This is a genomic window from Aequorivita aquimaris (genome assembly GCF_001573155.1).
Taxonomy (GTDB): domain Bacteria; phylum Bacteroidota; class Bacteroidia; order Flavobacteriales; family Flavobacteriaceae; genus Aequorivita; species Aequorivita aquimaris.
Window position 1 is genome coordinate 99,243 of the sequence record NZ_JRWG01000003.1, and the last position, 25,792, is coordinate 125,034.

Here is a 25,792-nt window from a genome sequence, read left to right on the forward strand (position 1 = left end):
GAATAATCGTACAGAAATTAACATATTTTAGGAAACCGTTTTTTTATAAACCTGTAAACATCTTTCTCTCGCTTCTTTGTGATCTACTATTTTTTCGGGATAGTTTTCAGTCCCAAATTCGGGAACGTATTTTTTGATGTATTTGTGGTTTTTGTCAAATTTTTCAATTTGTGTGGTGGGATTGAAAATTCTAAAATACGGAGCCGCATCTACGCCACTGCCGGCGGCCCATTGCCAATTGCCCACGTTGCTAGCCATTTCGTAATCGAGGAGTTTTTCTGCAAAATAAGCCTCGCCCCAACGCCAATCTATTAGCAGGTGTTTGCACAAAAAGCTTGCGACCACCATGCGTACCCGGTTGTGCATATAGCCGGTTTTGTTCAATTGTCGCATTCCTGCGTCAACCAGCGGATAGCCGGTTTTACCATCTTTCCACTTTTTAAATTCGGTTTCATTATTTCGCCATTCAATGCGATCGTATTTCTTTTTAAAGGCATTTTCTACCGTTTCCGGGAAATGCCACAGAATCTGCATAAAGAATTCACGCCAAATAAGTTCCTGCCAAAACACTTCATTCTTTTCAGCAGTAGCCTTTTTCATTATTTTCCGAATGCTTACGGTGCCAAAACGAAGGTGTGGGCCCAAATGCGACGTTGCGTCTTCCGCCGGGAAGTTTCTTCGTTTTTCGTACTCTTGGATTGTTGTGGGGGTAACATCATAATCGGGAATTTCTATGTTGGATTTTTTGAATCCAATATCGCTCAAAGTGAGATTTGGAAGCCGCGAATTTTGATATAGATTTTTTAAAAATTCGTTGGTATAATAAATTTTTTCATCATACTCTTTTTTGAATTTTGCCTTCCAGGTCTTCATAAAAGGGGTGTAAACCACATAAGGGTCGCCGTCATCCTTTACTACTTCATCTTTCTCAAAAATCACCTGATCTTTATAAGTGTAAAAACCGATGTCTTTTCCTTCAAGAAGTTCCTGAATGTATTCATCACGCTTTTTGGCATACGGTTCATAATCACGGTTGGTGATTACATTTTGGACTTCAAAATCAGAGATAACTTTTTTGAAAACTTCCTCCGGTTTACCGTGGTAGATTGCGAGACTGCTGCCATGTTCCTGCAGTTGGTTTCGCATTTTTTGCAGGGTTTCAAATATAAAGGTTATCCGCGCATCGTCTTCGGGCAGTTCGTTCAATATTTCGGAATCGAATATAAAAAGTGGCAATACCGGATATTTTCCGTGAAGGGCTTTGTAAAACCCTACATTATCGTCCAAGCGCAGATCTCTTCGGAACCAAAATATATTTACTTTTTCCGCCAAAACTTAATTTATGTTTAAAGTTGAAAGACCTCCGTCCACGCCAAAAACCTGACCGGAAATCCATTGCGATTCATCGCTCAGCAGAAATGTAGCCATAGCTGCGATATCATCTGCCGTTCCGACTTTCTTCAGCGGATGCCGTTCTGCCATTTTTTCTTTTTTGGAATCACTATTCAATAATTTTGAGGCTAAGGAAGTATCCGTTAGTGAAGGAGCGATTACATTTACTCTAAAATTGGGAGCGTACTCAGCTGCCAATGCCTTGGCGAAACCTTCAATAGCTCCTTTTGCAGCAGCCACACTGGTGTGGAAAGGCATTCCCACTTTCACCGCCACGGTACTGAAAAATACTAGACTTGTAGCTTCCGCATTCTTTAACTTGTGCAATAGGCCGTGCACTACGCGAACCAGGGCGTGGAAGTTGAGCTCCATATCCTCGCAAAAGGTTTCGGGACTCATCATTTTAAAAGGTTTCAGATTAATGCTTCCGGGAAGATACACAAGGCCGTGGATTTCTTCAGGCAGGTCAAGTTCTGAAATGTCATCCTTTAAAACATCAAAGGTGTGATGTAAAATGTCTTCGGAAATATCCTCCTTGGTGCGGGAAGCGATAATAACATTGTGGTTAACCTTTAGTTTTTTTGCAATTGCCGCACCAATACCGTAGGAACCGCCAATGAGAAGTATATTTTTTTGCATAAAATTATTTTTATGGAATTACATAGAGCCGAAAAGCTCCACCAATTTGTTTTTTCGATATTCAAAAATTTCGTCCAGTTTCGGTTTTACCAAAAAAGGGTGCGCTAATTGGCCTAAAAACCCGTAGGGTAATTTATAATGAAGCAAGTCTTCCATTTCCACACCGCCTTCAATTTCTCTTATAAAATGCTTGTGGTGCCACAGGGCGTACGGCCCAAAGCGTTGTTCATCTACGAAGTATTCTTGATCTACCACGTGGGTTATCTCTGTTACCCAGCGGTTTTTTATTCCTAAAATGGGAGTGACTATATATTCTATTATTTGCCCAGCGTACATGGTCCTATCAGCACCGGCTTGAATGTTGAAACCCATATAATCTGGCGTTATAACTTTCAAATTTTTAGGATCAGATAAAAACTGCCATGCCTGTTCCCGGGATATGGGCAGGTTCTGTTTGGCATGTAGCGTATAAATCTTCATCTACCGCCTATTATTTGCCTTGTTTGAACGAAAGTTTCCGATTCATGCGCAAGAGCCTGTAGGTATTGTTCTCTATCGCACTGTTGCGGAAGCGTATCCTAAATATTCTTTTCACTAACTTCAACATGATTTTTTAATTTTTGCTTAAAAATACTTTGTTTTATTATATCAAAAAAAGTTTAAACAAAATATTAACTATTCTACCGCATTTAAACTATAATCGTGGATTGCGCCATTTTCTTTTGTTGTAAATTCTTTAGATTTTAGGTTTTCCTTAACGATTAAAAAATTTCCAAACAGTAACTTCGTGAAAATTATAATCACCTTAAAACCATTACAATGAAAAAAATTATTTTACTTTTTTCCGCTTTGATGTTAACCGTTGGCATTCAAGCGCAAATACAGACACCGCAGCCCAGCCCATTTCAAAAAATTGAACAAAAAGTAGGACTTACAGATGTTACTTTGGAATATTCAAGACCTTCTATGAAAGGGAGAACTATTTTTGGAGGTTTGGTTCCTTATAATGCTATGTGGCGTACCGGTGCAAATGCCAACACAAAAATTACTTTTAGTAACGATGTTGAAATAGGAGGCAAAACCCTTAAGGCAGGATCGTACGCAATTTATACTAAACCAGGAGCCTCAAGCTGGGACGTTTATTTTTATGATGAAACCGACAATTGGGGGAATCCTGAAAAATGGGACGATAGCAAAGTTGCTGCCCAGGTATCTGTTCAGGCCTATCCAATGCCTATGAATATTGAAACTTTCACGATGAGTTTTGACGAGTTGAAAAACGATTCAGCTTTATTGGGAATGCTTTGGGAAAAAACTTATGTTGGCGTGCCGATTAAATTCAATACGGATAAAACTGTTACGGCAAGCATTCAAAGGGTAATGAACGGCCCTTCGGCAAACGATTATTACGCCGCTGCTGTTTATTATTTGGAAGCTGGCAAGGATATCAACCAGGCTAAAACTTGGATCGATAAATCAATTGAAATGAACAAAGATCCAAAATTCTGGCAACTGCGTCAAAAATCGCTTATTTATGCGAAAGCGGGTGATAAAAAAGGAGCAATAGAAGCAGCTAAAAAATCTTTGGAACTAGCCAAAGCGGCCGGAAACGATGATTATGTTGCACTGAACGAAAAGTCCTTGAAGGAATGGGGCGCCAAATAATAAACCTGCTTCAATAAATTACGAAAGCCCCAATTTTTGGGGCTTTTTTTATTTAGGACCTTTCGGACCCTTTTCACCTTTTTCGCCTTTGCCGTGCCTGTAGCGGTCTAATAGCTCTCTTTTAAAATCATTTTCCGCTTTTTTAAGGGTGATTATCTTTTTTGGCGAAAGCACCTTTCGCAATTCGGCCGTCAACTGTTTGCGCAGTTCCAATTCACTAGTTTCAATGGATAGGTTTTTGTCAATCAATTCATTGGCCTCGGCATCGGAAAGATTTTCAAGACCATTGCGGAGCTTGTGGAAAATCTCGGTGCGCTCCTTTTTTCGCAACTCGTGAAATTTTTCATCGAAGTTGTTGTATATGGGCCAGAATTTTTCCGCCTCTGAAGATGTGAGCGAGAGTTTTTCGGTAATGTAGGCTGTTTTCCAAGCCTTTATTTTTTCGTGTTTTCCGTCCTGCGCCTGCACGGTTGCGGCCAAAAGGAAAAGTATGATAACTAATTTATTCATTGCTCATTAATTAAGGTTTCGGTATCTATATTTTCCAAAAGATATTCTTTTAGCGAACTGTCACTAAAATACTTCGCATCCAAATCTATATCGGGAACGTCTTCATCTTCTATATAGGAAGTAAGATCGTAAAGGTCCATATTTAAATTGCCCTCTTCAATATAGGTATCAATAGCAGCCAGTTGAAGCGAATCAAGACTCGAAGTATTGCTCGTGGTATTGAAAAGTGAAAAGCCAATTACCAATGAAGCGGCAATGGCAGCGGCATAGCCAAAATATTTCCGCGGAAAGAGCGGGATAACTTTATTGGGTTTTTCTAAAGCTGAAACTTCTTTTAAAACTCGTGTTTCCAATTTTTCAAAATAATCTTCCGGCGTTTTAAAGCCAGCGGTTTTCGGAAAATTCTCTTCCGCCATTTTGCTGAAAAGGCGCTCCTCAAAAGTTTCGAAATAACCTTCGGGTATGCTAAAATTGGGTATATTTTCTTCTCTTTTCACTTTAAATCTTGAATACCGTTACATTATAAGGTTTCATCTGTTTTTATAAATTCCGTGATTTTTTTCACGGCTATGTGATAGCTGCTTTTCAATCCGCCCACCGAGGTTTCGAGTATTTCTGAAAGTTCCTCAAAGGTGTGGTCCTCAAAATATTTCATTGTAAAAATCAATCGTTGTCTCTCGGGCAGCGTTGCGATGGCCTTTTGAAATTGCAGTTGCAGTTGGTCGCCTTCAAAATATACGTCGGTTTCCAATTTGCGCACCGCATTGCTCTTTACATTGTCAATCGACACATTGTTTCGCTTCGCTTTTTTATTGAGAAATGTGATGGACTCATTGGCGGCGATGCGATACATCCACGTGTGCAACTTGCTTTCCCCTTTGAACGAATTGATATTTCTAAAAATTTTTATAAAGGTGTTTTGAAGCACATCATCGGCATCATCGTGGTCCAAAACCATATTCCTGATTTGCCAATAGAGCCGTTCCTTGTACTGCGCCACCAATTCCCGAAAGGCGGCTTCTTTGGCTCCTTCGGTCTGTAATGCGGTTACCAGTTCTTGTTCTTCAACCATTGTTTGCGCAATCGGTTATATGACGGAAATATTTCGGAAAGGTTTAATTTGGTACGGAATTTTTTAATATCCGTTACGCCAACGACTGCATTTCCACCAAACTGTAATACACGCCTTTTTTTTCCAAAAGTTCTTGATGTTTGCCCTGTTCAACGATTTTTCCTTTGGAGAGTACCACGATATTATCGGCATTTTGAATGGTAGAGAGCCTGTGGGCAATAACGATGGAAGTTCGGTTTCTCATCATTTTTTCCAAGGCATCCTGTACCAAACGCTCGCTCTCGGTGTCCAATGCCGAAGTTGCCTCGTCCAAAATCATAATCGGCGGGTTTTTCAGAACCGCTCGGGCAATGCTCAACCGCTGCTTTTGGCCGCCGCTCAGTTTGTTACCGCTGTCGCCAATGTTGGTCTCAAAACCTTCGGGAAGGTCTTTTATAAATTCGTATGAATTGCTAATTTCCGCGGCTTCTTTTAATTCTTCATCGGTTGCGAGTGGTTTTCCAAGCTTTAAATTATTCGCCACCGTATCGTTAAAAAGAATGGAATCCTGCGAAACAATCCCCATTAGGCCCCGCAGCGATTGCTTTGAAATATTTTTTATATCCACCCCGTCAATCTCGATAGTGCCTTGGTTTACGTCGTAAAAACGTGTCAATAGGTTTGCAATCGTACTTTTTCCGCTACCGGATTGGCCCACGAGGGCAACGGTTTTCCCTTTTGGAATTTCAAGTGAAAAGTCCTTTAAAACGTACTGATCCTCGTATTTAAACGAAATGTTTTTGATTGAAATGAGTCCGTCAAAACCTTCCTTTTGTATTGGGTTTTCAATATCGGTAATTGTGTTTTCGGCTTCCAGCAATTCTAAAATACGCTGGGCAGAACCGTCGGCGCGTTTAACAGAATAACTTGCTTTAGCAATGGCCTTGGCGGGTGTTAAAATATTGTACGCCAACATTATGTAGCCAAGAAAGAAACTAGCGTCCAACGTTCTGTCAACAAACACCAAATAGCCACCATAAATTAAGAGGATTCCAATGGTTATAATTCCCAATAACTCGCTTAATGGCGAAGCGAGGTTCTGCCGGTTCATTACCTTATTTGAATGTCTGTAAAACCTTTGGTTGCTATCTTCAAATTTTTTCTGAAATAAGTTTTCAGCGTGAAAAGCTTTTATAATGCGCAGTCCTCCCATAGTTTCTTCTAGAATTGAAAGGAAAACGCCCTGCTCTTGCTGTACTTTTAACGAACCTCTTTTCAACGACTTTCCAACTTTCGATATCAAAAAACCTGAAATCGGCAAAAATAGAAACACGAAAAGCGTTAATTTGGGACTAATAAATAGCATAGTTGCCAATGAAAAAAGGATTGTCAATGGCTCGCGAACAATCATTTCCAAAACGGAAAGCACCGAGTTTTTCACCTCGTCCACATCGCCACTTAAGCGAGAAATAGTGTCTCCCTTTCTTTTTTCAGAATAAAAGGCCAATGGAAATTGAATTACTTTGCTGTACAGATCGTTTCGAAGGTCTCTTAACACGCCATTCCGCAAAAAAGTAGAATAATACATTGCGAGATAATTGCTCAAGTTTTTAAGTAGAAAGATCGTAACGATCAATCCTATCATAAAAAGCAACACTTTAAAATCACCGTATTCATTGATGTACTTTACCAAATGATAGTTAAGCGAATCTTGAATGTAAGTGGTTAATTTGGTGATGCTTTCGTAAACTGGCTCTTGACCAACTTCACGCTGATCGCTAAAAATAACCTGCAACACCGGTATTAGCGCCAAAAAAGATAGGGTGCTGAATAGTGCGTAGAGCACATTAAAAAAGATATTTAAATACGCATACTTTTTATACGGAATAACATAGCGCAGTATTTTTCTGAAATAATTCATTAACTCACGTTTAGTTGTGCGGCGATAGCGTCAATTTTTTTCTGAAGTACCGCTTCAAAATTATCCTTTTCGGAAGTGTTCACGCTAATGTAGAACTTTATTTTCGGTTCGGTGCCGCTGGGTCGCGCTGCAATTTTGCTACCGTCTTCGGTATAATAGATTAACACGTTGCTTTTTGGCAGGTTTAATGCCAAGGTTTTTTGATTTGTGAAATCTGTGGTTTCACCTTTTAAAACATCGTCCATCCGGATTACTTTACTGCCCGCAATTTCCTTAAACGGATTTTCGCGCAGCTTTTTCATCATCGCCGAGATTTCGGCAGCGCCCTGTTTTCCTTTCTTCGTTATTGAAATCAAATGCTCTCGGTAGTTTCCGTATTCATTGTAAACTTCGTTTAAATATTGGAACATACTGCTGCCGGCGTGTTTTTTCTGCGCCGCAATCTCGCAGGCCAGTAGGGTAGCGGTTACGGCATCCTTATCCCGAACAAAATCTCCCACCAAATACCCGAAACTTTCTTCGCCGCCGCCAATAAACTCAAGTTCGGGATAGTCTTTTATCATTTTGGCAATCCACTTAAAACCCGTAAGCCCTTCCAGATATTTTACGTTGAAATGCTCCGCAACCTTCTCCACCATTGGCGTGGAAACAATTGTGGAGGCCACAAACTGGTTGCCGTTCAACTTTCCAGCCTTTTGCCATTGTTCCAAAAGAAAATGCGTCATTAAAACCATGGTTTGGTTTCCGTTGAGCAAAACCATTTCATTGTTGTCATTTCTAACGGCAACTCCCAATCGGTCGCAGTCTGGATCGGTGCCAATTACAATGTCAGCATTTTCTTTTTCGGCGAGTTCCAAAGCCATTTTTAAGGCTGCTGGTTCTTCGGGATTGGGAGATTTTACCGTTGGGAAATCGCCGTTTGGCTCTGCCTGTTCTTCAACAATGGAAACATTTTTATAGCCAGCCTGTTCCAAAACCTTCGGAATCATGGTAATTGAAGTGCCGTGGAGGGAAGTGAAAACAATTTTCAAATTGTCTTTAGCTTCCTGGGAAGTATTAAAAGTACCGTTTTCAACTGAAGCTTTTGCGAATGCTTCGTCAACTTCGGAATCTATTAATTGGATTAAATTTTCGTTCGCTTCAAACTTTATGTCTTCGTAATTCAGCGAATTTATTTCAGCAATAATTTCACCATCCTGAGGCGGCACCAGTTGTCCGCCATCTTCCCAATATACTTTATAACCATTGTATTCCGGCGGATTGTGGGAAGCTGTTAAAACAATTCCTGCCTTGCAATCCAGCAATTTTACTGCGAAGGAAAGCTCGGGCGTGGGCCGCAATTCTGAAAAAAGAAAGACCTTAATACTGTTTGCCGAAAAAACATCGGCTACCACTTTCGCAAATTCCTTGCTGTTGTGGCGGCAATCGTAAGCTATGGCTACCTTTATTTCTTGGTTTGGAAATTGCTTCTTTAAATAATTTGAAAGCCCTTGGGTGTTTTTTCCTAAAGTATATTTATTGATTCGGTTGTCGCCAAGCCCCATGATGCCTCGCATTCCACCGGTACCGAATTCCAGATTTTTATAAAAGCTGTCTTCCAATCCCTCAGGATCGTAAGCGATCATTTCCTTGATTTCGTGCTGGGTTTTTTCGTCAAAAAAAGGGGTGAGCCACTGGTTAACGCGGTCTAAAATTTTCGGATCTACGTAAATCATTCGTTTCAATTAAAGTGCAAAAATAGCAATAAAATAAAGGAGAATATAAGATTCCAGATTTAATGTTTGAGTCGTTAAGAGTGCTAATGTTTTGGATTCCGAAGCCCCAATTACTGATTGACAGTTTCTTTAATGATATAGTTTCTTGAATCTTTTTTGCTTCGAAGGATCAATTCACCCAAAAACCCAGCAAGAAAAAGTTGCGATCCCAGAACCATTGCTATTAGGGCAATAAAAAATTCAGGTCTGTCAGTAATAAGTCTTGCCGAAGGATTGATAAATAGCTTGTCGATTCCCAAATACAGTGCGAAGGAAAAGCCCACAAAAAGCATAAATGCGCCCCACGCGCCAAATAGGTGCATCGGTCTTTTTCCGAAACGTGACAAAAACCAAATGGTGATCAAATCCAAAAATCCGCGGATAAAACGTTCGGCGCCAAATTTGGTCGTTCCGTATTTTCGGGCCTGGTGCAAAACAGGTTTTTCTGAAATTCTACTGAAGCCAGCATTTTTGGCCAAAACAGGAATATAGCGGTGCATTTCGCCAGTAACTTCTATGGTTTTCACAACATCTTTTTTATAAGCTTTCAACCCACAATTAAAGTCGTGCAATTTTACGCCAGAAGTTTTCCGTGCAGCATAATTGAACAGTTTTGAAGGCAGGTTTTTGCTCAAAACAGAATCGTATCGTTTCTTTTTCCAGCCCGAAACAAGGTCAAAACCTTCCTCGGTAATCATTTTATAGAGTTCGGGAATTTCTTCTGGATTGTCCTGTAGATCGGCATCCATCGTAATAATCACATCGCCTTTGGCCATTGCAAAACCCGCGTGCAGGGCTTGCGATTTACCGTAATTCTTCTGAAAACGGATTCCTTTTACCTCAGAATTTTCACGGGATAATTTTTCAATAATTTTCCAGGAACCGTCTGTACTTCCATCGTCAATAAAGATGAGCTCGTACAAAAAACCATTGGATTGCATAACATCTGCAATCCAACGGTACAATTCATTTAGCGATTCTTCTTCGTTCAGAAGGGGTATGACGATGGAAATATTCATCAATTAGTTTAACGGATTTGGATTTTTTGTCTTGAAAATAAGTGCAACCAGCAACCCAATAACACTCATAAAAGCAAGACTGAATACGTAATTTTTCAGTTGTGTGCCAATTGCAAAGTTATCCTGTTCGGCCATTTTTGCCATTTGCTTATCTATTTCAGCTTGTGGAGTGCCTAGTTTTTGTAAGAATTCAGCGGTCATTTCCAAAGTCTTTTCCTGTAAAAAAGCGGCTAATTCCGGATCGATGATGTTGAATATTAAAATTCCAACGACAGTACTTATCAAAAGCCCGATTGCAACAGTAATAAAATACACTGTAAAGGATTGTTTAAAATTCATTATTCCTCCGAGCAAGCCCTTTGCTTTTGCCACGGATACAATCCCCAAGGCGATAATTATAATGAAACTAATAATTCCCACCCACCATTTTGTGAAAAGGTCTGGATTTAAAACATACATCAGGGTAGTCATAAGCGCAAGAACTGCACCTAAAATAAGGCCGTAGTTGACCGCCGATTTTTTAATTGAAATAGGTTGGTTTTCCATTTTAACGTTGTTTTTTAAGTTCGGTTGGTTAGTAAACAAAGATAGCAAAACGTTACATTTGCGGGCGATTTAGTAACGAATTAAAAAAGTGGAGAATTTTGTTGCTAATTTCCAATTAATACTTACATTTGCAAACTCAATTCCGAAAGGTCGGAAGAGCGTATTTTAAATTATAATATTACAGAGATGAAAAAAGGTATCCACCCAGAAAATTATAGAATAGTTGCTTTTAAGGATATGAGTAATGAAGACGTTTTCCTTACTAAATCAACTGCAGATACAAAGGAAACTATCGAGGTTGATGGTGTTGAATATCCTTTGGTGAAGATGGAAATTTCACGTTCTTCACATCCTTTCTATACCGGAAAAGCAAAACTTATCGATACTGCGGGACGTATTGACAAATTCAAAAACAAATACGACAAGTTTAAAAAACCTGCAGCTAAAGAAGCTAAAACTGAAGAATAGTCTTCACTTTTTTAGTAAAACATAGAAAAGCCTTCGAGAAATCGGGGGCTTTTTGATTTTAGTCCCGATAGTTATCGGGAGACGATTGTTGATTGTAGATTTTTGAGTAATATTGAATTTGTATTTTTATAGCTACGATTTTTAGGAAATCGTAAATCAAATATCTAAAATCGTAAATCAAAATGAATTACATCCTCTTCGACGGCAACGTCCGCAACCAGCTTTTACCATTCACTTTTACACGCCCCGTCGCCGATATTCGTGTGGGTATTTTAACTATCCGCGAAAAGTGGGAACACTTGTTGGGCTTTACCACAACTACCGTTACCGAAGACTATCTTTCAGAAAAATATCCTTTTTTGGAGCTTGAGAAGAATATTTTGATAAATGCTTCTTTCCTTCCATCGGAAAATTTAGCGAATATTATTAAAGGATTGGAGGAAAACCAGGCGGTCTTTTTTGAGGAGGAACCAATAGCTTTTTTTACGACCGAAGGACAGGAAGTAGATTTTGAAACTTTTAATATAATCCAATATGCTCACAACGATGTGTTGAGAATAGAGTACACCTGGGATATTTTTTCAAAAAATGGCGAGGCAATAAAACGCGATTTTGAAATGCTCACCCAGGGTAGAAAATCGCAGCCTATTCCCGAAGGAGTTTGGACAAAAAACCCTCAAAATATTTTTATAGAAGAAGGCGCGAAAATTGAATTTTGCACTTTAAACGCTTCCGAAGGACCCATATATATAGGTAAAGATGCCGAAATTATGGAAGGCGCATTGGTGCGCGGGCCGTTTGCGCTTTGCGAACATTCCACCTTAAAAATGGGTACCAAGATTTACACAAACACCACCGTTGGCCCGCACAGCAAGGTTGGGGGAGAGGTTAACAACTCCGTGATATTTGGATATTCAAACAAAGGCCACGACGGGTTTTTGGGAAATTCAGTTTTGGGCGAATGGTGCAATTTGGGGGCAGATACCAACAATTCCAACCTAAAAAACAACTACGCCGAAGTGCGGCTCTGGGATTACGAAACCGAAGGTTTTGCCAGAACGGGGCTTCAATTCTGCGGGTTAATGATGGGCGACCACAGCAAATGCGGCATCAACACCATGTTCAATACCGGAACGGTTGTGGGCGTGAGCGCCAATATCTTCGGAAGTGGTTTCCCGCGGAATTTTGTTCCCAGTTTCAGTTGGGGCGGAAGCGGTGGTTTTACAACCTATAAAACCGACAAGGCTTTTGAAGTGGCAAAAGTAGTGATGGGCCGAAGAAATATTGAATTTTCAGAAATGGACGCCAAGATTTTGGAACATGTTTTTGAGCAAACCGCTAAGTGGCGAAAGGCTTAATAAAAAAATAAAAGATAAACCAGGGCTGCAATAATCACTACCATAACGCTTCCAAAGACAATGGTTAGCCGTTTTTGTCGCTCTATTTCTTTTTGACGCAGTTTTTGTTTGAATGCCTCAAATTGTGCAGGGGACATTTTTTTGTAATCAACAATTTTTGTTGAGGTTCCAAATTTTGAAGGAACATCTTTTTCAAAATAATTATTTCGTTTAGCAAGTTGCTTTGCATTATTGCGAAGCGTTTGTGCCATTGCCAGAGCAGAACCTCCAAATCCCATTCTTTACCTTTTTGAAGTTTAAACTGTAATTTACAAATTATTTCGACTTTTTTACGTGTTTCAAAACCAAAAAATTCTGCGGGTTGATTCCGAGACCCGAAACCTTTTTATTCACAAACCGAACCGCCATGTCATAAAACAAAGGCACTACCGGCGCTTCTTCAACAATAATGGAATCCATTTTAGTATAAAGAAGTTTTCGTTCCTCAATTTCTGAAATTGTAAGCGCCTTTTCATAAATACTGTCAAAAGTAGCATTGTGGAAGTGCATATAATTAGGGCCGTTTGGGGTAAAGTTTGGGCTGTAGAACAGTGAGAGATAATTCTCTGCATCGGGATAATCGGCAATCCAGCTGGCGCGAAAAATATCAAGTTCTCCGCTACTTTTCATCTGCCGAAGCGTGGAAGGCGGCATTACGTCTATGGTCACGGCAATCCCGAGTTTTTCGAGTTCGCGCTGCACGTATTCGCACAGATCCAAATACTGGCTGTTGGTACCGATGGTAATTTCGGGTTTTGTGTCGCCTGTTTCGGTTTTGTATTGTGCAATCAATTCTTTGGCTTTTTCAGGCTGATAGGTGTAACCGTCAATTTCAGCATAGCCGGGCAAGCCTTTCGGAATAAAACCGTGAATGGCCGGAATGCCCATGCCGTTGCGAAGATAGGTTACCATCTTTTGGCGGTCGAAGCCGTAATTGATGGCCTGTCGCAAGGTCTTGCTTTTTATTTCGGGCGTATCTGTTCCGAGGAAAAAACCGAGGTATTCCGTATTCAAATACGGTCCAGTAATCATATAGGCCAAATCGTCGTACTTGGGTTGCAGCTTTCCGCGCGTGGTTAAAAGCTCATCTTTGTAGCTGCCGTCCAAACCCGAGATGAAATCGAGCTTGCCTTGTGCGAATTGTAAAAATTCACTTTGCTTATCGGGCAAAAATGTTATTGCCACGGCCTCTAAGTAGGGGAGCCTTTCTCCGTTTTCATCCCTTTCGAAATACAGCGGATTTTTTCTGAAAACCAGCTTTACGTTTTCCTCCCACATTTTAAACTGAAAAGGTCCCGTGCCCACAGGATTACTTCGGAATTCATTGCCATAATACTCGACTGCTTCCCTCGGCACCACCGAACAATAGCGCATCGAGAGCAAGCCCAGAAAAGCGGGAAAGGGCTGCTTCAATCTGATTACAAAAGTATGGTCGTTTTCAGCCCAATATTTTTCAACATAATTCATTACCCAACTTCCCGGAGATGCCACTTTTTCATCGGTCAGACGGTCAAAACTGTACACAAAATCTTGTGCCACAACTTTTCTGGTATATCGATTTGGCCCCGCGGAATCCATTTTTGCAAAAGCTATATTTTGATGAAAATAAACATCATTACGCAGGGTAAATGTATAGGTGAAAGAGGAATCGTTTATAACCCAACTTTTCGCAATATCAGGTTTAATATTTAAGGAATCATCCAGCTGTACCAAACCATTGTACAATTGGTTATCCGGCCAAATGGCCTGTGGATTTCGGGCAAATGCGGGGTCTAAAGTTGGTATGTTTCCGTGTTCATTATAGCGGAAGACGAGGTGGTCGCGGTCTGATTCTGCCTTTTTGGTACAGGATAGGAGCGTGAGGAATACGGTGAAAATTGATAGAATTTTAATCATTTAAAAAATTTACCATGAATGCACGAATATATAGGTTTATTGGCTCTTTAAGGTTTAGAATAGTAAAATCTCAAAACAAATAATTCGTGTATTCGTGGTTTTTAGTTTGTACTTTTGCAATCGCAATTGCCAAAAATACAACAATGCATTCTTCAAAAAAAGTCGCCTTTTACACCCTCGGCTGCAAACTCAACTTCAGCGAAACTTCAACCATTGCAAGAAGTTTTGAGGGAGAAGGTTTTCAACGTGTGGATTTTTCCGAAAAAGCTGATATCTACGTAATTAACACGTGCAGCGTAACCGAAAATGCCGACAAGCGTTTTAAGACCATTGTAAAGCAGGCGCAAAAAGCAAATCCAAAGGCCTTTGTTGCTGCCGTTGGTTGCTATGCACAATTAAAGCCGCACGAACTGGCGGATGTGGATGGGGTTGACCTGGTTTTGGGCGCGACAGAAAAATTTAAAATAACCGATTATCTAAATGACCTTTCCAAAAATGATTTCGGGGAAGTGCATTCTTGTGAAATAGAGGATGCAGATTTTTACGTGGGTTCCTATTCCATTGGCGACAGAACGCGGGCTTTTCTGAAAGTGCAGGACGGCTGCGATTACAAATGTACCTATTGCACCATTCCTTTGGCGCGGGGCATTTCCCGAAGCGATACGTTGGAAAATGTGCTGCAGAATGCCGCCGATATTTCGGCACAGGGGATAAAGGAAATTGTTTTGACCGGCGTAAACATTGGCGATTACGGAAAAGGAGAGTTCGGAAACAAAAAACACGAGCACACGTTTCTGGAATTGGTAAAAGCCTTGGATGAAGTGGAAGGTATTGAGCGGCTTCGCATTTCTTCCATAGAACCGAATTTGCTGAAAAACGAAACCATTGATTTTGTGGCAAAGTCGCGAACGTTTGTACCGCATTTTCACATTCCATTGCAAAGTGGGAGCAATGAAATTTTAAAATTGATGCGTCGCCGCTATATGCGCGAACTTTATGTGGAACGGGTTGCAAAAATTCGGGAAGTAATGCCGCATGCCTGCATTGGCGTTGACGTTATCGTTGGGTTTCCGGGCGAGACTGATGAGCGGTTTTTGGAAACCTATCATTTTTTAAACGAGTTGGATATTTCCTATTTGCACGTTTTCACCTATTCCGAAAGGGACAACACGCCCGCTGCTGAAATGGAGGGGGTAGTGCCGATGAAGGTGCGAAACAAGCGCAGCAAAATGTTGCGCGGTCTTTCGGTAAAAAAGCGAAGGGCATTCTATGAAAGTCAATTGGGCACGACCCGAACCGTTCTTTTTGAAGGCGAAAACAAAGAGGGCTATATCCACGGTTTCACGGAAAATTACGTAAAAGTGAAAGCGCCGTGGAATCCGGAATTGGTGAACACCTTAAAGGAAATTACGCTTACTAAAATTGACGAGGATGGGTTGGTGCGGTTTGAGGAGCTTTCTATAGCAACGGTGGATTAACACATTATTCGTCAGTAATAATTGCCCGCTTTCTTATATTTCCAATTATATTATGGATGCCTATTCCGATAAAGGTTTCATTCTTGTTCAAAATAAACAATGGTGAAATCCCTACGCCATAAATGTGGGAGAGGAGAAATTCCAAGCGTGGATGAATGATAAATGCCGCCGAAACATCGTTTTTCCATTCAAAATCGTGTGAAGGGCTGCTGCCATAATTAAAACCGCCAAAGGTTCCATTGGACTCGTGAACCTTAAAATCAGTGGCGTAATGACGGAACTGAAGTCCCAATCCTCCATCGAATATTACCCTAAATTTGGAACTTAACTTTAAAACATACCCTGCCGTAACAAAAGGCGTATTGTACCTGTCCATGATATCTGAATCGCCACTTCCAAGTATTCCGCTCCCTGCGGAATAGTCATTTGGTTTTTCATTGGATTCTGTTTGTAGCGAAAGTATCCCTACGTTTATAAAATATTTTTCGTTGAAAATCAAGTTTGCTCCTACATTTGCACCAAAGTAATTTCCTCCCGTAATCCCAATATTTCCATACAAATAGTTATTCTCCCAGAATTGCCCATAGCTTTGTTGGGAAAAAAGGAAGGCGAGTATGAGTAACCAATATAGATATTTCATTTAAAGGGGCATTTGGTGGAGAAAAGGCAATTAAGGATTTATTCCTGCAAAATTTCGGAAACCTTGTAGGGACCATTATTCTAAATATTGATGCCCACAGGAAGCAAATCTTTATATTTCCGACGGTTTTTTCGCATAAAACCTGCAATTTCTGGGCTTGTTGGCACCAAGCTTATGCCACGGTTTTTTACTTCCTCAAAAACGGCTTTGATAAAAATTTCACGAAAACCCTGCTCTTCGAGATCTTCGGGCATTTCATATTTGGTGAGAAAAATTTTTCGGTCCTGCAAAGCATATTCTATGCGGGCCATGTTGTCGCCAATTTCGAGTTCGAACTGTCTCAAAAACTCGTTGTCGGTAATTTCTACATCTTCAATCATTGGGAGTCATTTTTATTTTGAAAAAAGGGTGTTCAGAATGCAGTGATATGGAACGGTCACTTTCAAGATACGGAATACGGTACCTTAAAAAGTTATTATTATATACGCTACTTTTCGGTGTTCGGTTTGTATTCAAAGCAAATTATTACTGAAATTTTCCAGTTGTTAAGAAACGGTTATATAATTCTATCTTTGTACCCGTAAATTTACGAATAATCTTTGGGCTTTGCCATTTTCTTCACAAAAGACTTATGAATTCTGAAAAAACACATATTTACTTCGTTCCGGGGATGGCTGCGGGAAGCGAAATATTTCGAAATATCAAATTTCCCGAAACCTATGAAGTGCATATTTTGGAATGGTTGATTCCCGAAAAAAATGAAAGCTTAAAAGCCTATGCAGAAAGAATGGCAAGGCGCATACAAGAAAAGAATCCAATTCTTATTGGGGTTTCGTTCGGTGGGGTAGTGGCACAGGAAATGAGCGATTTTCTGAAAGTGAAAAAATTAATTATTATTTCAAGTGTAAAAAGCAAGAATGAGCTACCGCGAAGGATGAAATTGGCCAGCTTAACAAAGGCCTACAAATTGATACCCACCGGTCTGGTTTTAAGTGCCGACGATTTGACGAAATATTCCATCGGTCCCAAAACAAAAAAGCGCCTGTCGCTTTATCAGGAATACTTGCACGTTCGGGATAAGCAATATTTGGATTGGGCGCTCGAAAAGATGATAACTTGGGGTAAGAAAGAGAAACTTCAGGACGTAATCCACATTCATGGTGAGAAAGACGTTGTTTTTCCTATAAAATATATTGACCAATGTGAAGTTATTAAAGGCGGAACTCATATTATGATTCTAAATAGAGGGAGAGAAATTTCACAAAAGCTTTTGGAGATTTTTGAAGAATAATGTATTCTTTACCACTTAAGAATTGATGAAATAAGTATCTTTATTAAAAATAAGACGATATGAAAATGATAGGTAAAATAGGGTTGGGCATATTGATAATTGCAGTTAGTGCCCTTAGCATCCACGCGGTTCAGGATGCGCCCACAGATGAGAATTTTGAAAAAAAATTGGTCAATGACTACAATGTTTATGCTTTGCCATTGCCAGAAAAAATGGATTTTGCAGGAGAGCCCGTACCGCTCCACAATCCGGATATTCGCGAGCGGATGGATAGGGAATTGTTGGTGAACACCTACTGGCAATCCAACGGACTGCTGCTCTTTAAAAGGGCGAACAAGTACTTTCCACAGATTGAACCTTTGCTGAAAAAATATGGCTTGCCAGACGATTTCAAATACTTAGCCGTTGCCGAAAGTGGCTTGGAGTACCAAAGTTCACCTGCCGGAGCTTCAGGGATTTGGCATTTTATGAAGGGAACAGGCCTTGAATATGGCCTTGAAATTAACGATTATGTAGATGAACGTTACAATTTGGAAAAAGCAACAATGGTAGCTGCGGAATATTTGAAAAAATCCAAAGAGAAATTTGGAAGTTGGACAATGGCGGCAGCATCATATAATGCGGGTGTTGGCGGAATGAACAAACAGATAAACCGACAAAAGGAAACCAGCTATTACGATTTACTGCTAAACACAGAAACCAGCAGATATGTCTTTAGGATTCTGGCCTTAAAGGAGATAATGAACAATCCCCAAAAATACGGTTTCAACTTTAGGGAAAAAGATTTGTACACAAATATCCCAACCTACACGGTAAAAGTGGATACGCCGGTGGACGATTGGTCGGAATGGGTAAAACCTTACGGAATAAATTACAAAATCTTAAAACTTCACAATCCTTGGTTGCGGGATACATATTTGAAAAATGCTTCTGGCAAGGAGTACTTTATTGAAATTCCCGAGAAGGGATACTATCAATAAATTGATGTCTAAGTGAAAATTACGACCCGTGAGAAGCATTTCTCACGGGTTTTGTTTTGATGCCAAATGTTCTTTGTCGTCTTCTCCTAAATTTTTTAGAAGTGAAATTCCGTTTAGGAAAGAGTTGTGGTTGAGCTCAAATGAAATTTCATATTTTTCATTGTACGGATGCAATACACCGCGCCTTACATCTACAATGCGTTTGTTTTCATCAATAAAGAAAGAAGTGGGGAAACCGAGGCTGTGCTTCATTATTTGAACAATGTGGTCGTTCTTGTTTTCCTTTTCGTCCACATAAACAATATTTATTTTGTTTGAATATTCACGTGAGGATTTTCGAACGCTCTGTTTTGTGTCCCAAAAAAGAATTACAAAATCAATATCCTTATAATATTTTTCGGCTACCTCGTTAAGGGCGGGAATCTCCCCAACGCCCGGCGTGCACCAGGAGGCATAGGTCATCAGAAAAATGGGCTTTTCAAACTTATACAGCTCGATTTTTCTGCCGGAAAGCTTGCGTACCTTAAAATTGTCCAGATAGCTTCCGTTAATGACGTTGTTTATAAGCGAATCGAATAAAAACTCCGCACGTTCAAAATCGTGTTCGGCATAGGCCTTTTGTGAATTTTTCGTGTATTTTCTTATGTTTTTTCCAATGGCTTCAGAAAAATAATCTCCCTGCCCAATCTGTGATTGCGTTGTAAACGAAAGCAATAAGAAGAGATAAAGTAGTTTTCTACCCATAAGCGAAAGCTTTGGGCAAAGATAGGTCATTTACTTGGTTAACAGGATGTTATTCGACAACTGGGTCTTTAATCTCGTTTAAAGACAGAATTCAAAAGATAATTTTTGTTTGGAAAAAATTAGAATCTTCTCCCGCCGCGGCCACCGCGACCGAACTGCTGTCTGGGCTGTCCCATCTTTTTCATCTGCTGCTTCATCATCTTTATCTGTTCGTCCAGCATCTTGTGTTTATCTAAACTTTTAGCCTCTGCCATGAGTTGTTCTGCCTCGCGTTTGCGGTTTTTGGTCATTGCAATTCCAGCAAGGTTCAACTTTGTCATTGCCATATCCGCAGACATATTTAAGCCCAATTTTTCGGCTTTCTTGAAATATTTTTCGGCTTCCACCATATTGGTCTGCGAAACCATCAGGCCGTTCAGATAATTGTAATAACCTTCTTGTTTTGGAACGAGTGCTGCACCGGGGTCCTTAATTTTATCCAACCATTTTTTGGCGCCGGGAAAATCTTGTTTGCGCAGGCGGAGAAAGGCGAGCAGGATGATTTCATTCTTAAAATACAAAAAAACGAAAATCAGAGAAAGCAAAATTAGCATAATACCGTTGCCGATATTAGTTTCGGTAAATTGCCACACCGCAGCCCCGAGTACCAAGGCAGCTAAAACTAGTTTTATATTTTTATTATACATGTATCGTCTTTATCAATGGGCTGCAAAGGTATAAAATCTAAACACTTTTATGAAGATTTTGTAACTTGCGGGTTAAATTATTTTGCACAAAGTGGCCTCAAACTGGATGAGATTTTGAATCGAAAAAAATTCTATATATTTTTCAAAAAAGGTTTGTCTAAGTGAAAACTTGTTGTATTTTTGCACCCGACTTTGAGTAAAGGTCAACCGAACAAAGAAATTACAGAAGTTAAAGAATACTATAATGAGCAAAAGAACATTTCAGCCATCGAAAAGAAAAAGAAGAAACAAACACGGTTTTAGAGAGCGTATGGCTTCTGTAAACGGAAGAAAGGTTTTGGCTGCCCGCAGAGCGAAAGGCAGAAAGAGACTATCTGTATCTTCTGAAGCCCGTCACAAAAAGTAATGTTGATAAATTATATATAAAAGGTGTTGTTTAACTAAGCAACACCTTTTTTTTATACCCTAATGCGCCGTAAATTTGCGGCACCGAAAAAGAAACGAAAATGCCTAAAAATCCCTCCATTAAATCTGTTCTTATCATTGGCTCCGGGCCTATTGTTATTGGTCAAGCTTGTGAGTTTGACTATTCCGGTTCACAATCGCTGCGGTCATTGCGCGAAGATGGAATAGAAACCGTTTTGATAAACAGCAACCCGGCAACCATTATGACGGATCCGTCAATGGCCGATCATATTTACCTGCTTCCGCTTACCACAAAATCAATTGTTAAAATCTTGAAAGAACATCCGCAGATTGACGCGGTGCTTCCCACCATGGGCGGACAAACAGCGCTCAACTTGTGTATTGAGGCGGACGAAAAGGGAATTTGGAAAGACTTTGGGGTAAAGTTGATAGGTGTTGATATAAACGCAATAAATATTACAGAAGACAGGGAGGAATTTAGGGAATTGATGGAAAAAATTGGGGTAAAAATGGCACCCCAGGCCACGGCAAACTCCTATCTACAAGGAAAGGAAATCGCACAGGAATTTGGCTTTCCATTGGTTATCCGAGCATCCTTTACCTTAGGGGGCGCAGGTGCTTCCATTGTTTATAGAGAAGAAGATTTTGACGAGCTGCTATCGCACGGTTTGGAAATTTCACCCATACACGAAGTAATGATCGATAAGGCAATGATGGGGTGGAAGGAATATGAACTCGAGCTGCTCCGCGATAAAAATGACAATGTTGTTATTATCTGTACCATTGAAAATATGGACCCAATGGGCATCCACACGGGCGATTCCATTACCGTGGCCCCGGCAATGACACTCAACGACCGCACTTTCCAGCGAATGCGCGATATGGCCATACATATGATGCGCAGTATTGGCGATTTTGCCGGAGGCTGTAACGTTCAGTTTGCGGTAAGCCCCGATGAGGAGGAAGAAATAATTGCCATTGAAATCAATCCACGGGTTTCCCGATCTTCAGCTTTGGCTTCAAAAGCAACGGGATATCCAATTGCCAAAATCGCTACCAAGTTGGCCATTGGTTATACTTTGGATGAATTGAAAAACCAAATTACAAAGTCAACTTCCGCGTTGTTTGAACCTACTTTGGATTACGTAATCGTAAAAATCCCACGTTGGAATTTTGATAAATTTGAAGGATCAGACCGTACTTTGGGGCTTCAAATGAAATCTGTTGGCGAAGTGATGGGCATTGGCCGTTCCTTTCAGGAAGCGCTTCACAAGGCCACCCAATCCTTGGAAATCAAAAGAAATGGAATTGGTGCCGACGGGAAAAGTTACACCAACTACGAGCAAATTCTCGACAAACTGAAAAACGCAAGCTGGGACCGTGTTTTTGTGATTTATGATGCAATCCAGATTGGCATTCCGCTCAGCAGGATTCACGAAATCACAAAGATTGATATGTGGTTCCTTCGTCAATATGAAGAATTGTTTCTATTGGAAAAGGAAATTTCAAAATATACCTTGGAAACCCTTCCGAGGGAATTATTGTTGGAAGCAAAACAAAAAGGCTACGGCGATCGTCAGATAGCGCATATGCTGAAATGTCTTGAGAGCCAAGTTTACAAAAAACGTGAAGAGATGAACATCCAGCGCGTTTATAAATTGGTGGACACCTGTGCTGCCGAATTTAAGGCGGAAACACCCTACTACTATTCAACCTTTGAGAACGAAATGCAGCTTGCGGGCGAAAAGCCATATTCTGAAAACGATAGCATTGTAACTGAAAAGAAAAAAATTATCGTTCTCGGTTCCGGTCCCAACAGGATAGGACAGGGCATCGAGTTTGATTATTGCTGTGTCCACGGAGTGCTTGCAGCGGCGGAATGTGGTTATGAAACCATAATGATAAACTGTAATCCTGAAACGGTTTCAACAGATTTTGACGTGGCGGACAAATTATATTTTGAACCAGTTTTTTGGGAACACATATACGACATTATACGCCACGAAAAGCCTGAGGGCGTTATCGTTCAGCTCGGTGGACAAACGGCCTTGAAGCTTGCCGAAAAACTAGATCGTTACGGTATTAATATTATCGGCACCACATATAAATCGCTGGACTTAGCAGAAGACCGAGGAAGTTTCTCAACACTTTTAAAAGAAAACAACATTCCTTACCCAGAATTTGGAACGGCAGAAACCACAGAAGAAGCACTTGCACTTGCAGACCAGCTTGACTTTCCGTTATTGATTCGTCCTTCCTATGTTTTGGGTGGACAAGGGATGAAAATCGTGATCAACAAAAAGGAATTGGAAGAGCACGTGGTTGATTTACTTCGAAAAATTCCGAATAACAAATTATTGCTGGACCATTATTTGGACGGCGCCATTGAAGCCGAAGCAGATGCAATCTGCGATGGTGAAAATGTATATATTATTGGCATAATGGAACATATTGAGCCCTGCGGAATCCATTCCGGAGACTCAAACGCAACCTTGCCACCTTTCAACATCGGGGAATTTGTAATGCAACAAATAAAGGACCATACCACGAAAATTGCCAAATCACTCAACACAGTTGGACTCATAAATGTCCAGTTCGCCATAAAAGACGATATAGTTTACATTATTGAGGCCAATCCGCGCGCCTCGCGAACAGTTCCCTTTATTGCGAAAGCCTACGGAGAACCTTATGTAAATTACGCCACAAAAGTAATGCTGGGCCACAATAAGGTTACCGATTTCGACTTCAATCCTAAGTTGGAAGGATTTGCGATAAAACAGCCAGTGTTTAGTTTCAATAAATTTCCAAATGTAAACAAACAGCTAGGTCCCGAAATGAAGAGCACGGGCGAAAGTATTCTTTTTATTGATAGTTTAAAGGACGATGCATTTTACGACCTCTACGCGAGAAGAAAGATGTACCTGAGCAAATAATAAATTTTGTGTTATTTTTTTTTCTTAAATTAGATTACTAACCTACTGAAATATTCTTTTATGAAAAAAATTACTTTGTTCTTATGTTTTATTACAATGAACATTCTGACGGGTCAGAATGTTGTTGAAATTGCTTGGGGGCAAGGTGTAAATGAATCTGTTGCAAGCCCCACCATAGAAGTGGGAGATACTGTGATTTGGGTCTGGAAAGACAGTTCCCAAAAAAGCGTTACGAGTCTCCCGAACGGCAGTGAAAATTTCGGCAGCGGTACTCTTGATGGTTTGAACACTGAATTCTCATACACTTTTCAAAAAAGAGGAGTTACGGAATATGAAAATGAATCAAATCCTCTAATGCGAGGAAAAGTAACCGTGGTCGGGAAACTTTCCGTAGAAGAGAAATTTGTGAAAAACCTAAATTTCTATCCCAATCCGGTTAAAAATGATTTAATTATATCATCTATTTTTAAAATAGATAATTATCAAATCTATAACGTTCTTGGCACCTTGGTTTCTGAAGGAAAGGGTACAGGCACTTTGACCCAAGTTGACATGAGCCGATTGAATAGTGGGCTGTATTTTGTGAAAGTGACATCCAATAATTTACAGACTACGCTGAAAATAGCAAAAAAATAACCCTCAGATCTATTCGCGGTTAAAATGCGGTGACTGTTCTTTTACCACATCGTTTATAAAATACTTGGTATCACCCCAAAAGAAGAAGGTCGTAAAACGTTCTACATAGCTTACCTTTACATAGCTGCCTTGATACTCCTTTAATTTTTCAATAACATCCTTTTCTTGGTCCAAAACCGAAAAGGAAAAAATCTGTGCGCCGCTAATGCCCTGGCTAATCTCTCCTTCCCAAGTTTTTACAAGGACTCCTTTATGACTAAATTTTATAAGCTCGCCGGCTCTTGTTCCCTCACTATACGGTACAAAATACACGAAGGCGAAATATAACAGGTATAATGCCAAAAGGCTGCCAAGGATGATAATGAGGACTTTTTTCATAACTTTCTTATTGGTTGTCAAAGTTTTCCTCCGCTTTTTTCAGCAATTTTTCGTTTACTTGCTTACTCGCCTTGGAACCTAATTTTTTTAGACGCTCTACCTTGGATATCAAATTTCCTTTTCCGGTAAGTTTCACCATTGTGCTGTCGTAACTGCCTTTTACGGTATTTAACTGGTTGCCTACTTTTATCAAGTCTTCGGTTAGGTTTACAAATTGGTCATAAAGCCTGCCTGCCTGTGTGGCAATTTCAATAGCATTCTGTTGTTGTTTCTCGTTGGTCCACATACTGTCCACTGTTCGCAAGGTTGCCAGTAGGGTAGAAGGAGTAACAATCACTATGTTTTTCTCAAAAGCCCAGTTGTAAATATTGTTGTCCTGATTAATGGCAACTGCAAATGCAGGCTCAATAGGAACAAATAGCAAAACAAAATCCGGACTTTCAATTTCGTAGAGCGTGTGGTAATTTTTGCCGCTTAGTTGCTCAATATGCTTTTTCAGGGAGGTTACGTGCTCTTTTAAGAAACGGGCCCTTTGGTCTTCATCTTCCTCGTTTACAAAACGCTCATACGCCACCAGGGAAACCTTTGAATCTATAATCATTTTCTTGTTATCCGGAAGGTGCAGCACGACGTCGGGCAATACACGCCTCCCCTCATCAGTAGTGAAACTGTTTTGAACAAAATATTCACGGTCTTTTTCCAAACCACTCTTTTCGAGTACACGTTCCAAAACCAATTCGCCCCAATTTCCCTGTATTTTGCTATCCCCTTTCAAGGCTTTGGTCAAGTTTGTAGCCTCCTTGCTCATTTGCTCGTTCAGCTCTTTCAAACCAATAATTTGCTGTCGCAACATTGCGTGGCGGTCAATACTTTCCTTATGGGTGTCTTCCACGCGTTTTTCGAAATTTTTTATTTTCTCCTGAAGTGGATTCAGAATTATTTCCAGACTTTCCTTATTCTGTTTTGAAAATTTAGTGGATTTTTCATCCAGGATTTTATTGGCAAGATTTTCAAATTCCTTGGTAAATTTCTCCTGAAGTTTTTCAACCTCTGCTTTCTGTTCGCGGTTGCGGTTTTCAAGATTTTCAAATTCTGAATTGCGCCGCGTGAGCAACATATTAATCTGCTCCTTTTCCTGCCTGATTTGTTCTTTTTCGCGCAAGGCGGTCTCAAAACGCTCGTTCAGTTTTTCTGATTGCAGTTGCGCGTTTTCCAGGCGTTCTTCCAGTTTGCTGGTTTCGGTTTTACCCTTTAAACGGGCAAAATAATTACCCAAAAAAGCTCCGATTAATAAGCAAATGGCAGCAAGTAAGAGGAATAGAAAAGTTTCGTTCAATTTTTT

General features: G+C 40.2%; 27 protein-coding genes. 9 read left to right on the top strand and 18 right to left on the bottom strand.

What is annotated here, in order from left to right; genetic code table 11:
* Nucleotides 1-27: 27 nt before the first annotated feature.
* The 3 genes from LS48_RS05790 to LS48_RS05800 are packed head-to-tail and all read right to left on the bottom strand — an operon-like array spanning nucleotide 28 to nucleotide 2,511.
* Nucleotides 28-1,332, bottom strand: coding sequence for a cryptochrome/photolyase family protein (locus tag LS48_RS05790; protein WP_062620935.1), 1,305 nt, complete (start codon nucleotides 1,330-1,332; stop codon nucleotides 28-30).
* A gap of 3 nt (nucleotides 1,333-1,335) precedes the next feature.
* The gene (locus LS48_RS05795; protein ID WP_062620937.1) at nucleotides 1,336-2,031 is read right to left on the bottom strand and encodes an SDR family NAD(P)-dependent oxidoreductase; all 696 of its coding nucleotides are present in this window, start codon (nucleotides 2,029-2,031) and stop codon (nucleotides 1,336-1,338) included.
* An 18-nt stretch (nucleotides 2,032-2,049) separates the two neighbouring features.
* Nucleotides 2,050-2,511 (bottom strand): SRPBCC family protein, encoded by a 462-nt coding sequence (locus LS48_RS05800; RefSeq protein WP_062620940.1) that lies wholly within the window; start codon nucleotides 2,509-2,511, stop codon nucleotides 2,050-2,052.
* A 339-nt stretch (nucleotides 2,512-2,850) separates the two neighbouring features.
* Here LS48_RS05800 and LS48_RS05805 point away from each other — a divergent pair, with 339 nt between their 5' ends.
* Nucleotides 2,851-3,696: a DUF2911 domain-containing protein gene (locus LS48_RS05805; RefSeq protein ID WP_062620942.1), complete on the top strand. Its 846-nt coding sequence runs from the start codon at nucleotides 2,851-2,853 to the stop codon at nucleotides 3,694-3,696.
* Between the two features lie 48 nt (nucleotides 3,697-3,744).
* Here the strand turns inward: LS48_RS05805 and LS48_RS05810 are convergent, their stop codons facing one another.
* The 7 genes from LS48_RS05810 to LS48_RS05840 all read right to left on the bottom strand — a co-directional run bounded on the left by LS48_RS05810 (nucleotide 3,745) and on the right by LS48_RS05840 (nucleotide 10,497).
* Nucleotides 3,745-4,206: a hypothetical protein gene (locus LS48_RS05810; protein ID WP_062620943.1), complete on the bottom strand. Its 462-nt coding sequence runs from the start codon at nucleotides 4,204-4,206 to the stop codon at nucleotides 3,745-3,747.
* Entirely contained in the window at nucleotides 4,203-4,703 is a 501-nt protein-coding gene (locus LS48_RS05815) for a hypothetical protein (RefSeq protein ID WP_062620946.1), read from the bottom strand. Before LS48_RS05815 ends, LS48_RS05810 begins: the two co-directional genes overlap by 4 nt.
* A 23-nt stretch (nucleotides 4,704-4,726) precedes the next feature.
* Nucleotides 4,727-5,278 (bottom strand): RNA polymerase sigma factor, encoded by a 552-nt coding sequence (locus LS48_RS05820; protein ID WP_062620949.1) that lies wholly within the window; start codon nucleotides 5,276-5,278, stop codon nucleotides 4,727-4,729.
* Nucleotides 5,279-5,351: 73 nt separating this feature from the next.
* Entirely contained in the window at nucleotides 5,352-7,178 is a 1,827-nt protein-coding gene (locus LS48_RS05825) for an ABC transporter ATP-binding protein (protein WP_062620952.1), read from the bottom strand.
* Nucleotides 7,178-8,893, bottom strand: coding sequence for a phospho-sugar mutase (locus LS48_RS05830; RefSeq protein ID WP_062620955.1), 1,716 nt, complete (start codon nucleotides 8,891-8,893; stop codon nucleotides 7,178-7,180). Before LS48_RS05830 ends, LS48_RS05825 begins: the two co-directional genes overlap by 1 nt.
* 110 nt (nucleotides 8,894-9,003) lie before the next feature.
* Nucleotides 9,004-9,951 carry a glycosyltransferase family 2 protein gene (locus LS48_RS05835; RefSeq protein ID WP_062620958.1) on the bottom strand — a complete coding sequence of 316 codons (948 nt, stop codon included), beginning with the start codon at nucleotides 9,949-9,951 and terminating at the stop codon, nucleotides 9,004-9,006.
* Nucleotides 9,952-9,954: 3 nt separating this feature from the next.
* Nucleotides 9,955-10,497 (bottom strand): DUF4199 domain-containing protein, encoded by a 543-nt coding sequence (locus LS48_RS05840; RefSeq protein ID WP_062621499.1) that lies wholly within the window; start codon nucleotides 10,495-10,497, stop codon nucleotides 9,955-9,957.
* A 186-nt stretch (nucleotides 10,498-10,683) separates the two neighbouring features.
* Between LS48_RS05840 and LS48_RS05845 the strand changes: the two genes are divergently transcribed.
* On the top strand, nucleotides 10,684-10,965 hold the full coding sequence (locus LS48_RS05845) for a type B 50S ribosomal protein L31 (RefSeq protein WP_045079611.1): 282 nt from the start codon (nucleotides 10,684-10,686) through the stop codon (nucleotides 10,963-10,965).
* Nucleotides 10,966-11,147: 182 nt separating this feature from the next.
* On the top strand, nucleotides 11,148-12,323 hold the full coding sequence (locus LS48_RS05850) for a GlmU family protein (protein ID WP_062620960.1): 1,176 nt from the start codon (nucleotides 11,148-11,150) through the stop codon (nucleotides 12,321-12,323).
* Here the strand turns inward: LS48_RS05850 and LS48_RS05855 are convergent.
* Entirely contained in the window at nucleotides 12,320-12,601 is a 282-nt protein-coding gene (locus LS48_RS05855) for a hypothetical protein (protein WP_062620962.1), read from the bottom strand. The two genes, LS48_RS05850 and LS48_RS05855, sit on opposite strands and share 4 nt — an antisense overlap.
* A gap of 37 nt (nucleotides 12,602-12,638) precedes the next feature.
* The gene (locus LS48_RS05860) at nucleotides 12,639-14,258 is read right to left on the bottom strand and encodes an ABC transporter substrate-binding protein (RefSeq protein ID WP_062620964.1); all 1,620 of its coding nucleotides are present in this window, start codon (nucleotides 14,256-14,258) and stop codon (nucleotides 12,639-12,641) included.
* Between the two features lie 143 nt (nucleotides 14,259-14,401).
* On the opposite strand from LS48_RS05860, the gene mtaB reads away from it, so the two are divergent.
* Nucleotides 14,402-15,736: a tRNA (N(6)-L-threonylcarbamoyladenosine(37)-C(2))-methylthiotransferase MtaB gene (gene mtaB, locus LS48_RS05865; protein ID WP_062620967.1), complete on the top strand. Its 1,335-nt coding sequence runs from the start codon at nucleotides 14,402-14,404 to the stop codon at nucleotides 15,734-15,736.
* Between the two features lie 4 nt (nucleotides 15,737-15,740).
* On the opposite strand, the gene LS48_RS05870 is transcribed toward mtaB, so the two are convergent.
* The gene (locus tag LS48_RS05870) at nucleotides 15,741-16,376 is read right to left on the bottom strand and encodes a hypothetical protein (RefSeq protein ID WP_062620969.1); all 636 of its coding nucleotides are present in this window, start codon (nucleotides 16,374-16,376) and stop codon (nucleotides 15,741-15,743) included.
* A gap of 80 nt (nucleotides 16,377-16,456) precedes the next feature.
* A complete protein-coding gene (locus LS48_RS05875) occupies nucleotides 16,457-16,756 on the bottom strand; it encodes a GNAT family N-acetyltransferase (RefSeq protein WP_062620971.1) in 300 nt (99 codons plus the stop codon).
* A 251-nt stretch (nucleotides 16,757-17,007) separates the two neighbouring features.
* Between LS48_RS05875 and LS48_RS05880 the strand changes: the two genes are divergently transcribed.
* Nucleotides 17,008-17,667, top strand: a complete 660-nt coding sequence (locus tag LS48_RS05880) for an alpha/beta fold hydrolase (protein WP_062620973.1) — start codon at nucleotides 17,008-17,010, stop codon at nucleotides 17,665-17,667.
* A gap of 59 nt (nucleotides 17,668-17,726) precedes the next feature.
* Complete coding sequence (locus tag LS48_RS05885) at nucleotides 17,727-18,647, top strand: lytic transglycosylase domain-containing protein (RefSeq protein ID WP_062620975.1); 921 nt, start codon at nucleotides 17,727-17,729, stop codon at nucleotides 18,645-18,647.
* A 42-nt stretch (nucleotides 18,648-18,689) separates the two neighbouring features.
* On the opposite strand, the gene LS48_RS05890 is transcribed toward LS48_RS05885, so the two are convergent.
* Complete coding sequence (locus LS48_RS05890) at nucleotides 18,690-19,391, bottom strand: TlpA family protein disulfide reductase (RefSeq protein WP_062620976.1); 702 nt, start codon at nucleotides 19,389-19,391, stop codon at nucleotides 18,690-18,692.
* A gap of 119 nt (nucleotides 19,392-19,510) precedes the next feature.
* The gene (locus tag LS48_RS05895; protein ID WP_062620977.1) at nucleotides 19,511-20,077 is read right to left on the bottom strand and encodes a hypothetical protein; all 567 of its coding nucleotides are present in this window, start codon (nucleotides 20,075-20,077) and stop codon (nucleotides 19,511-19,513) included.
* A gap of 244 nt (nucleotides 20,078-20,321) precedes the next feature.
* Here LS48_RS05895 and rpmH point away from each other — a divergent pair, with 244 nt between their 5' ends.
* The 3 genes from rpmH to LS48_RS05905 all read left to right on the top strand — a co-directional run bounded on the left by rpmH (nucleotide 20,322) and on the right by LS48_RS05905 (nucleotide 24,072).
* The gene (gene rpmH, locus LS48_RS14845) at nucleotides 20,322-20,483 is read left to right on the top strand and encodes a 50S ribosomal protein L34 (protein WP_068760675.1); all 162 of its coding nucleotides are present in this window, start codon (nucleotides 20,322-20,324) and stop codon (nucleotides 20,481-20,483) included.
* Between the two features lie 100 nt (nucleotides 20,484-20,583).
* Complete coding sequence (gene carB / locus LS48_RS05900) at nucleotides 20,584-23,436, top strand: carbamoyl-phosphate synthase large subunit (protein ID WP_062620978.1); 2,853 nt, start codon at nucleotides 20,584-20,586, stop codon at nucleotides 23,434-23,436.
* Between the two features lie 60 nt (nucleotides 23,437-23,496).
* The gene (locus LS48_RS05905; protein ID WP_078056377.1) at nucleotides 23,497-24,072 is read left to right on the top strand and encodes a T9SS type A sorting domain-containing protein; all 576 of its coding nucleotides are present in this window, start codon (nucleotides 23,497-23,499) and stop codon (nucleotides 24,070-24,072) included.
* A 9-nt stretch (nucleotides 24,073-24,081) separates the two neighbouring features.
* Here the strand turns inward: LS48_RS05905 and LS48_RS05910 are convergent, their stop codons facing one another.
* Nucleotides 24,082-24,450 (bottom strand): hypothetical protein, encoded by a 369-nt coding sequence (locus LS48_RS05910; RefSeq protein WP_062620979.1) that lies wholly within the window; start codon nucleotides 24,448-24,450, stop codon nucleotides 24,082-24,084.
* Between the two features lie 7 nt (nucleotides 24,451-24,457).
* Nucleotides 24,458-25,786, bottom strand: coding sequence for a DNA recombination protein RmuC (locus LS48_RS05915; protein WP_062620980.1), 1,329 nt, complete (start codon nucleotides 25,784-25,786; stop codon nucleotides 24,458-24,460).
* Between the last annotated feature and the right edge of the window lie 6 nt (nucleotides 25,787-25,792).

What these genes read in the sequence shown, in the direction of transcription:
- LS48_RS05795 (WP_062620937.1), bottom strand. Translation starts at nt 2,031, where the DNA reads ATGCAAAAAAATATACTTCTCATTGGCGGTTCCTACGGTATTGGTGCG.
- LS48_RS05800 (WP_062620940.1), bottom strand. Translation starts at nt 2,511, where the DNA reads ATGAAGATTTATACGCTACATGCCAAACAGAACCTGCCCATATCCCGG.
- LS48_RS05805 (WP_062620942.1), top strand. Translation starts at nt 2,851, where the DNA reads ATGAAAAAAATTATTTTACTTTTTTCCGCTTTGATGTTAACCGTTGGC.
- LS48_RS05810 (WP_062620943.1), bottom strand. Translation starts at nt 4,206, where the DNA reads ATGAATAAATTAGTTATCATACTTTTCCTTTTGGCCGCAACCGTGCAG.
- LS48_RS05820 (WP_062620949.1), bottom strand. Translation starts at nt 5,278, where the DNA reads ATGGTTGAAGAACAAGAACTGGTAACCGCATTACAGACCGAAGGAGCC.
- LS48_RS05825 (WP_062620952.1), bottom strand. Translation starts at nt 7,178, where the DNA reads ATGAATTATTTCAGAAAAATACTGCGCTATGTTATTCCGTATAAAAAG.
- LS48_RS05830 (WP_062620955.1), bottom strand. Translation starts at nt 8,893, where the DNA reads ATGATTTACGTAGATCCGAAAATTTTAGACCGCGTTAACCAGTGGCTC.
- LS48_RS05835 (WP_062620958.1), bottom strand. Translation starts at nt 9,951, where the DNA reads ATGAATATTTCCATCGTCATACCCCTTCTGAACGAAGAAGAATCGCTA.
- LS48_RS05840 (WP_062621499.1), bottom strand. Translation starts at nt 10,497, where the DNA reads ATGGAAAACCAACCTATTTCAATTAAAAAATCGGCGGTCAACTACGGC.
- LS48_RS05845 (WP_045079611.1), top strand. Translation starts at nt 10,684, where the DNA reads ATGAAAAAAGGTATCCACCCAGAAAATTATAGAATAGTTGCTTTTAAG.
- LS48_RS05850 (WP_062620960.1), top strand. Translation starts at nt 11,148, where the DNA reads ATGAATTACATCCTCTTCGACGGCAACGTCCGCAACCAGCTTTTACCA.
- LS48_RS05855 (WP_062620962.1), bottom strand. Translation starts at nt 12,601, where the DNA reads ATGGGATTTGGAGGTTCTGCTCTGGCAATGGCACAAACGCTTCGCAAT.
- LS48_RS05860 (WP_062620964.1), bottom strand. Translation starts at nt 14,258, where the DNA reads ATGATTAAAATTCTATCAATTTTCACCGTATTCCTCACGCTCCTATCC.
- mtaB (WP_062620967.1), top strand. Translation starts at nt 14,402, where the DNA reads ATGCATTCTTCAAAAAAAGTCGCCTTTTACACCCTCGGCTGCAAACTC.
- LS48_RS05870 (WP_062620969.1), bottom strand. Translation starts at nt 16,376, where the DNA reads ATGAAATATCTATATTGGTTACTCATACTCGCCTTCCTTTTTTCCCAA.
- LS48_RS05875 (WP_062620971.1), bottom strand. Translation starts at nt 16,756, where the DNA reads ATGATTGAAGATGTAGAAATTACCGACAACGAGTTTTTGAGACAGTTC.
- LS48_RS05880 (WP_062620973.1), top strand. Translation starts at nt 17,008, where the DNA reads ATGAATTCTGAAAAAACACATATTTACTTCGTTCCGGGGATGGCTGCG.
- LS48_RS05885 (WP_062620975.1), top strand. Translation starts at nt 17,727, where the DNA reads ATGAAAATGATAGGTAAAATAGGGTTGGGCATATTGATAATTGCAGTT.
- LS48_RS05890 (WP_062620976.1), bottom strand. Translation starts at nt 19,391, where the DNA reads ATGGGTAGAAAACTACTTTATCTCTTCTTATTGCTTTCGTTTACAACG.
- LS48_RS05895 (WP_062620977.1), bottom strand. Translation starts at nt 20,077, where the DNA reads ATGTATAATAAAAATATAAAACTAGTTTTAGCTGCCTTGGTACTCGGG.
- rpmH (WP_068760675.1), top strand. Translation starts at nt 20,322, where the DNA reads ATGAGCAAAAGAACATTTCAGCCATCGAAAAGAAAAAGAAGAAACAAA.
- carB (WP_062620978.1), top strand. Translation starts at nt 20,584, where the DNA reads ATGCCTAAAAATCCCTCCATTAAATCTGTTCTTATCATTGGCTCCGGG.
- LS48_RS05905 (WP_078056377.1), top strand. Translation starts at nt 23,497, where the DNA reads ATGAAAAAAATTACTTTGTTCTTATGTTTTATTACAATGAACATTCTG.
- LS48_RS05910 (WP_062620979.1), bottom strand. Translation starts at nt 24,450, where the DNA reads ATGAAAAAAGTCCTCATTATCATCCTTGGCAGCCTTTTGGCATTATAC.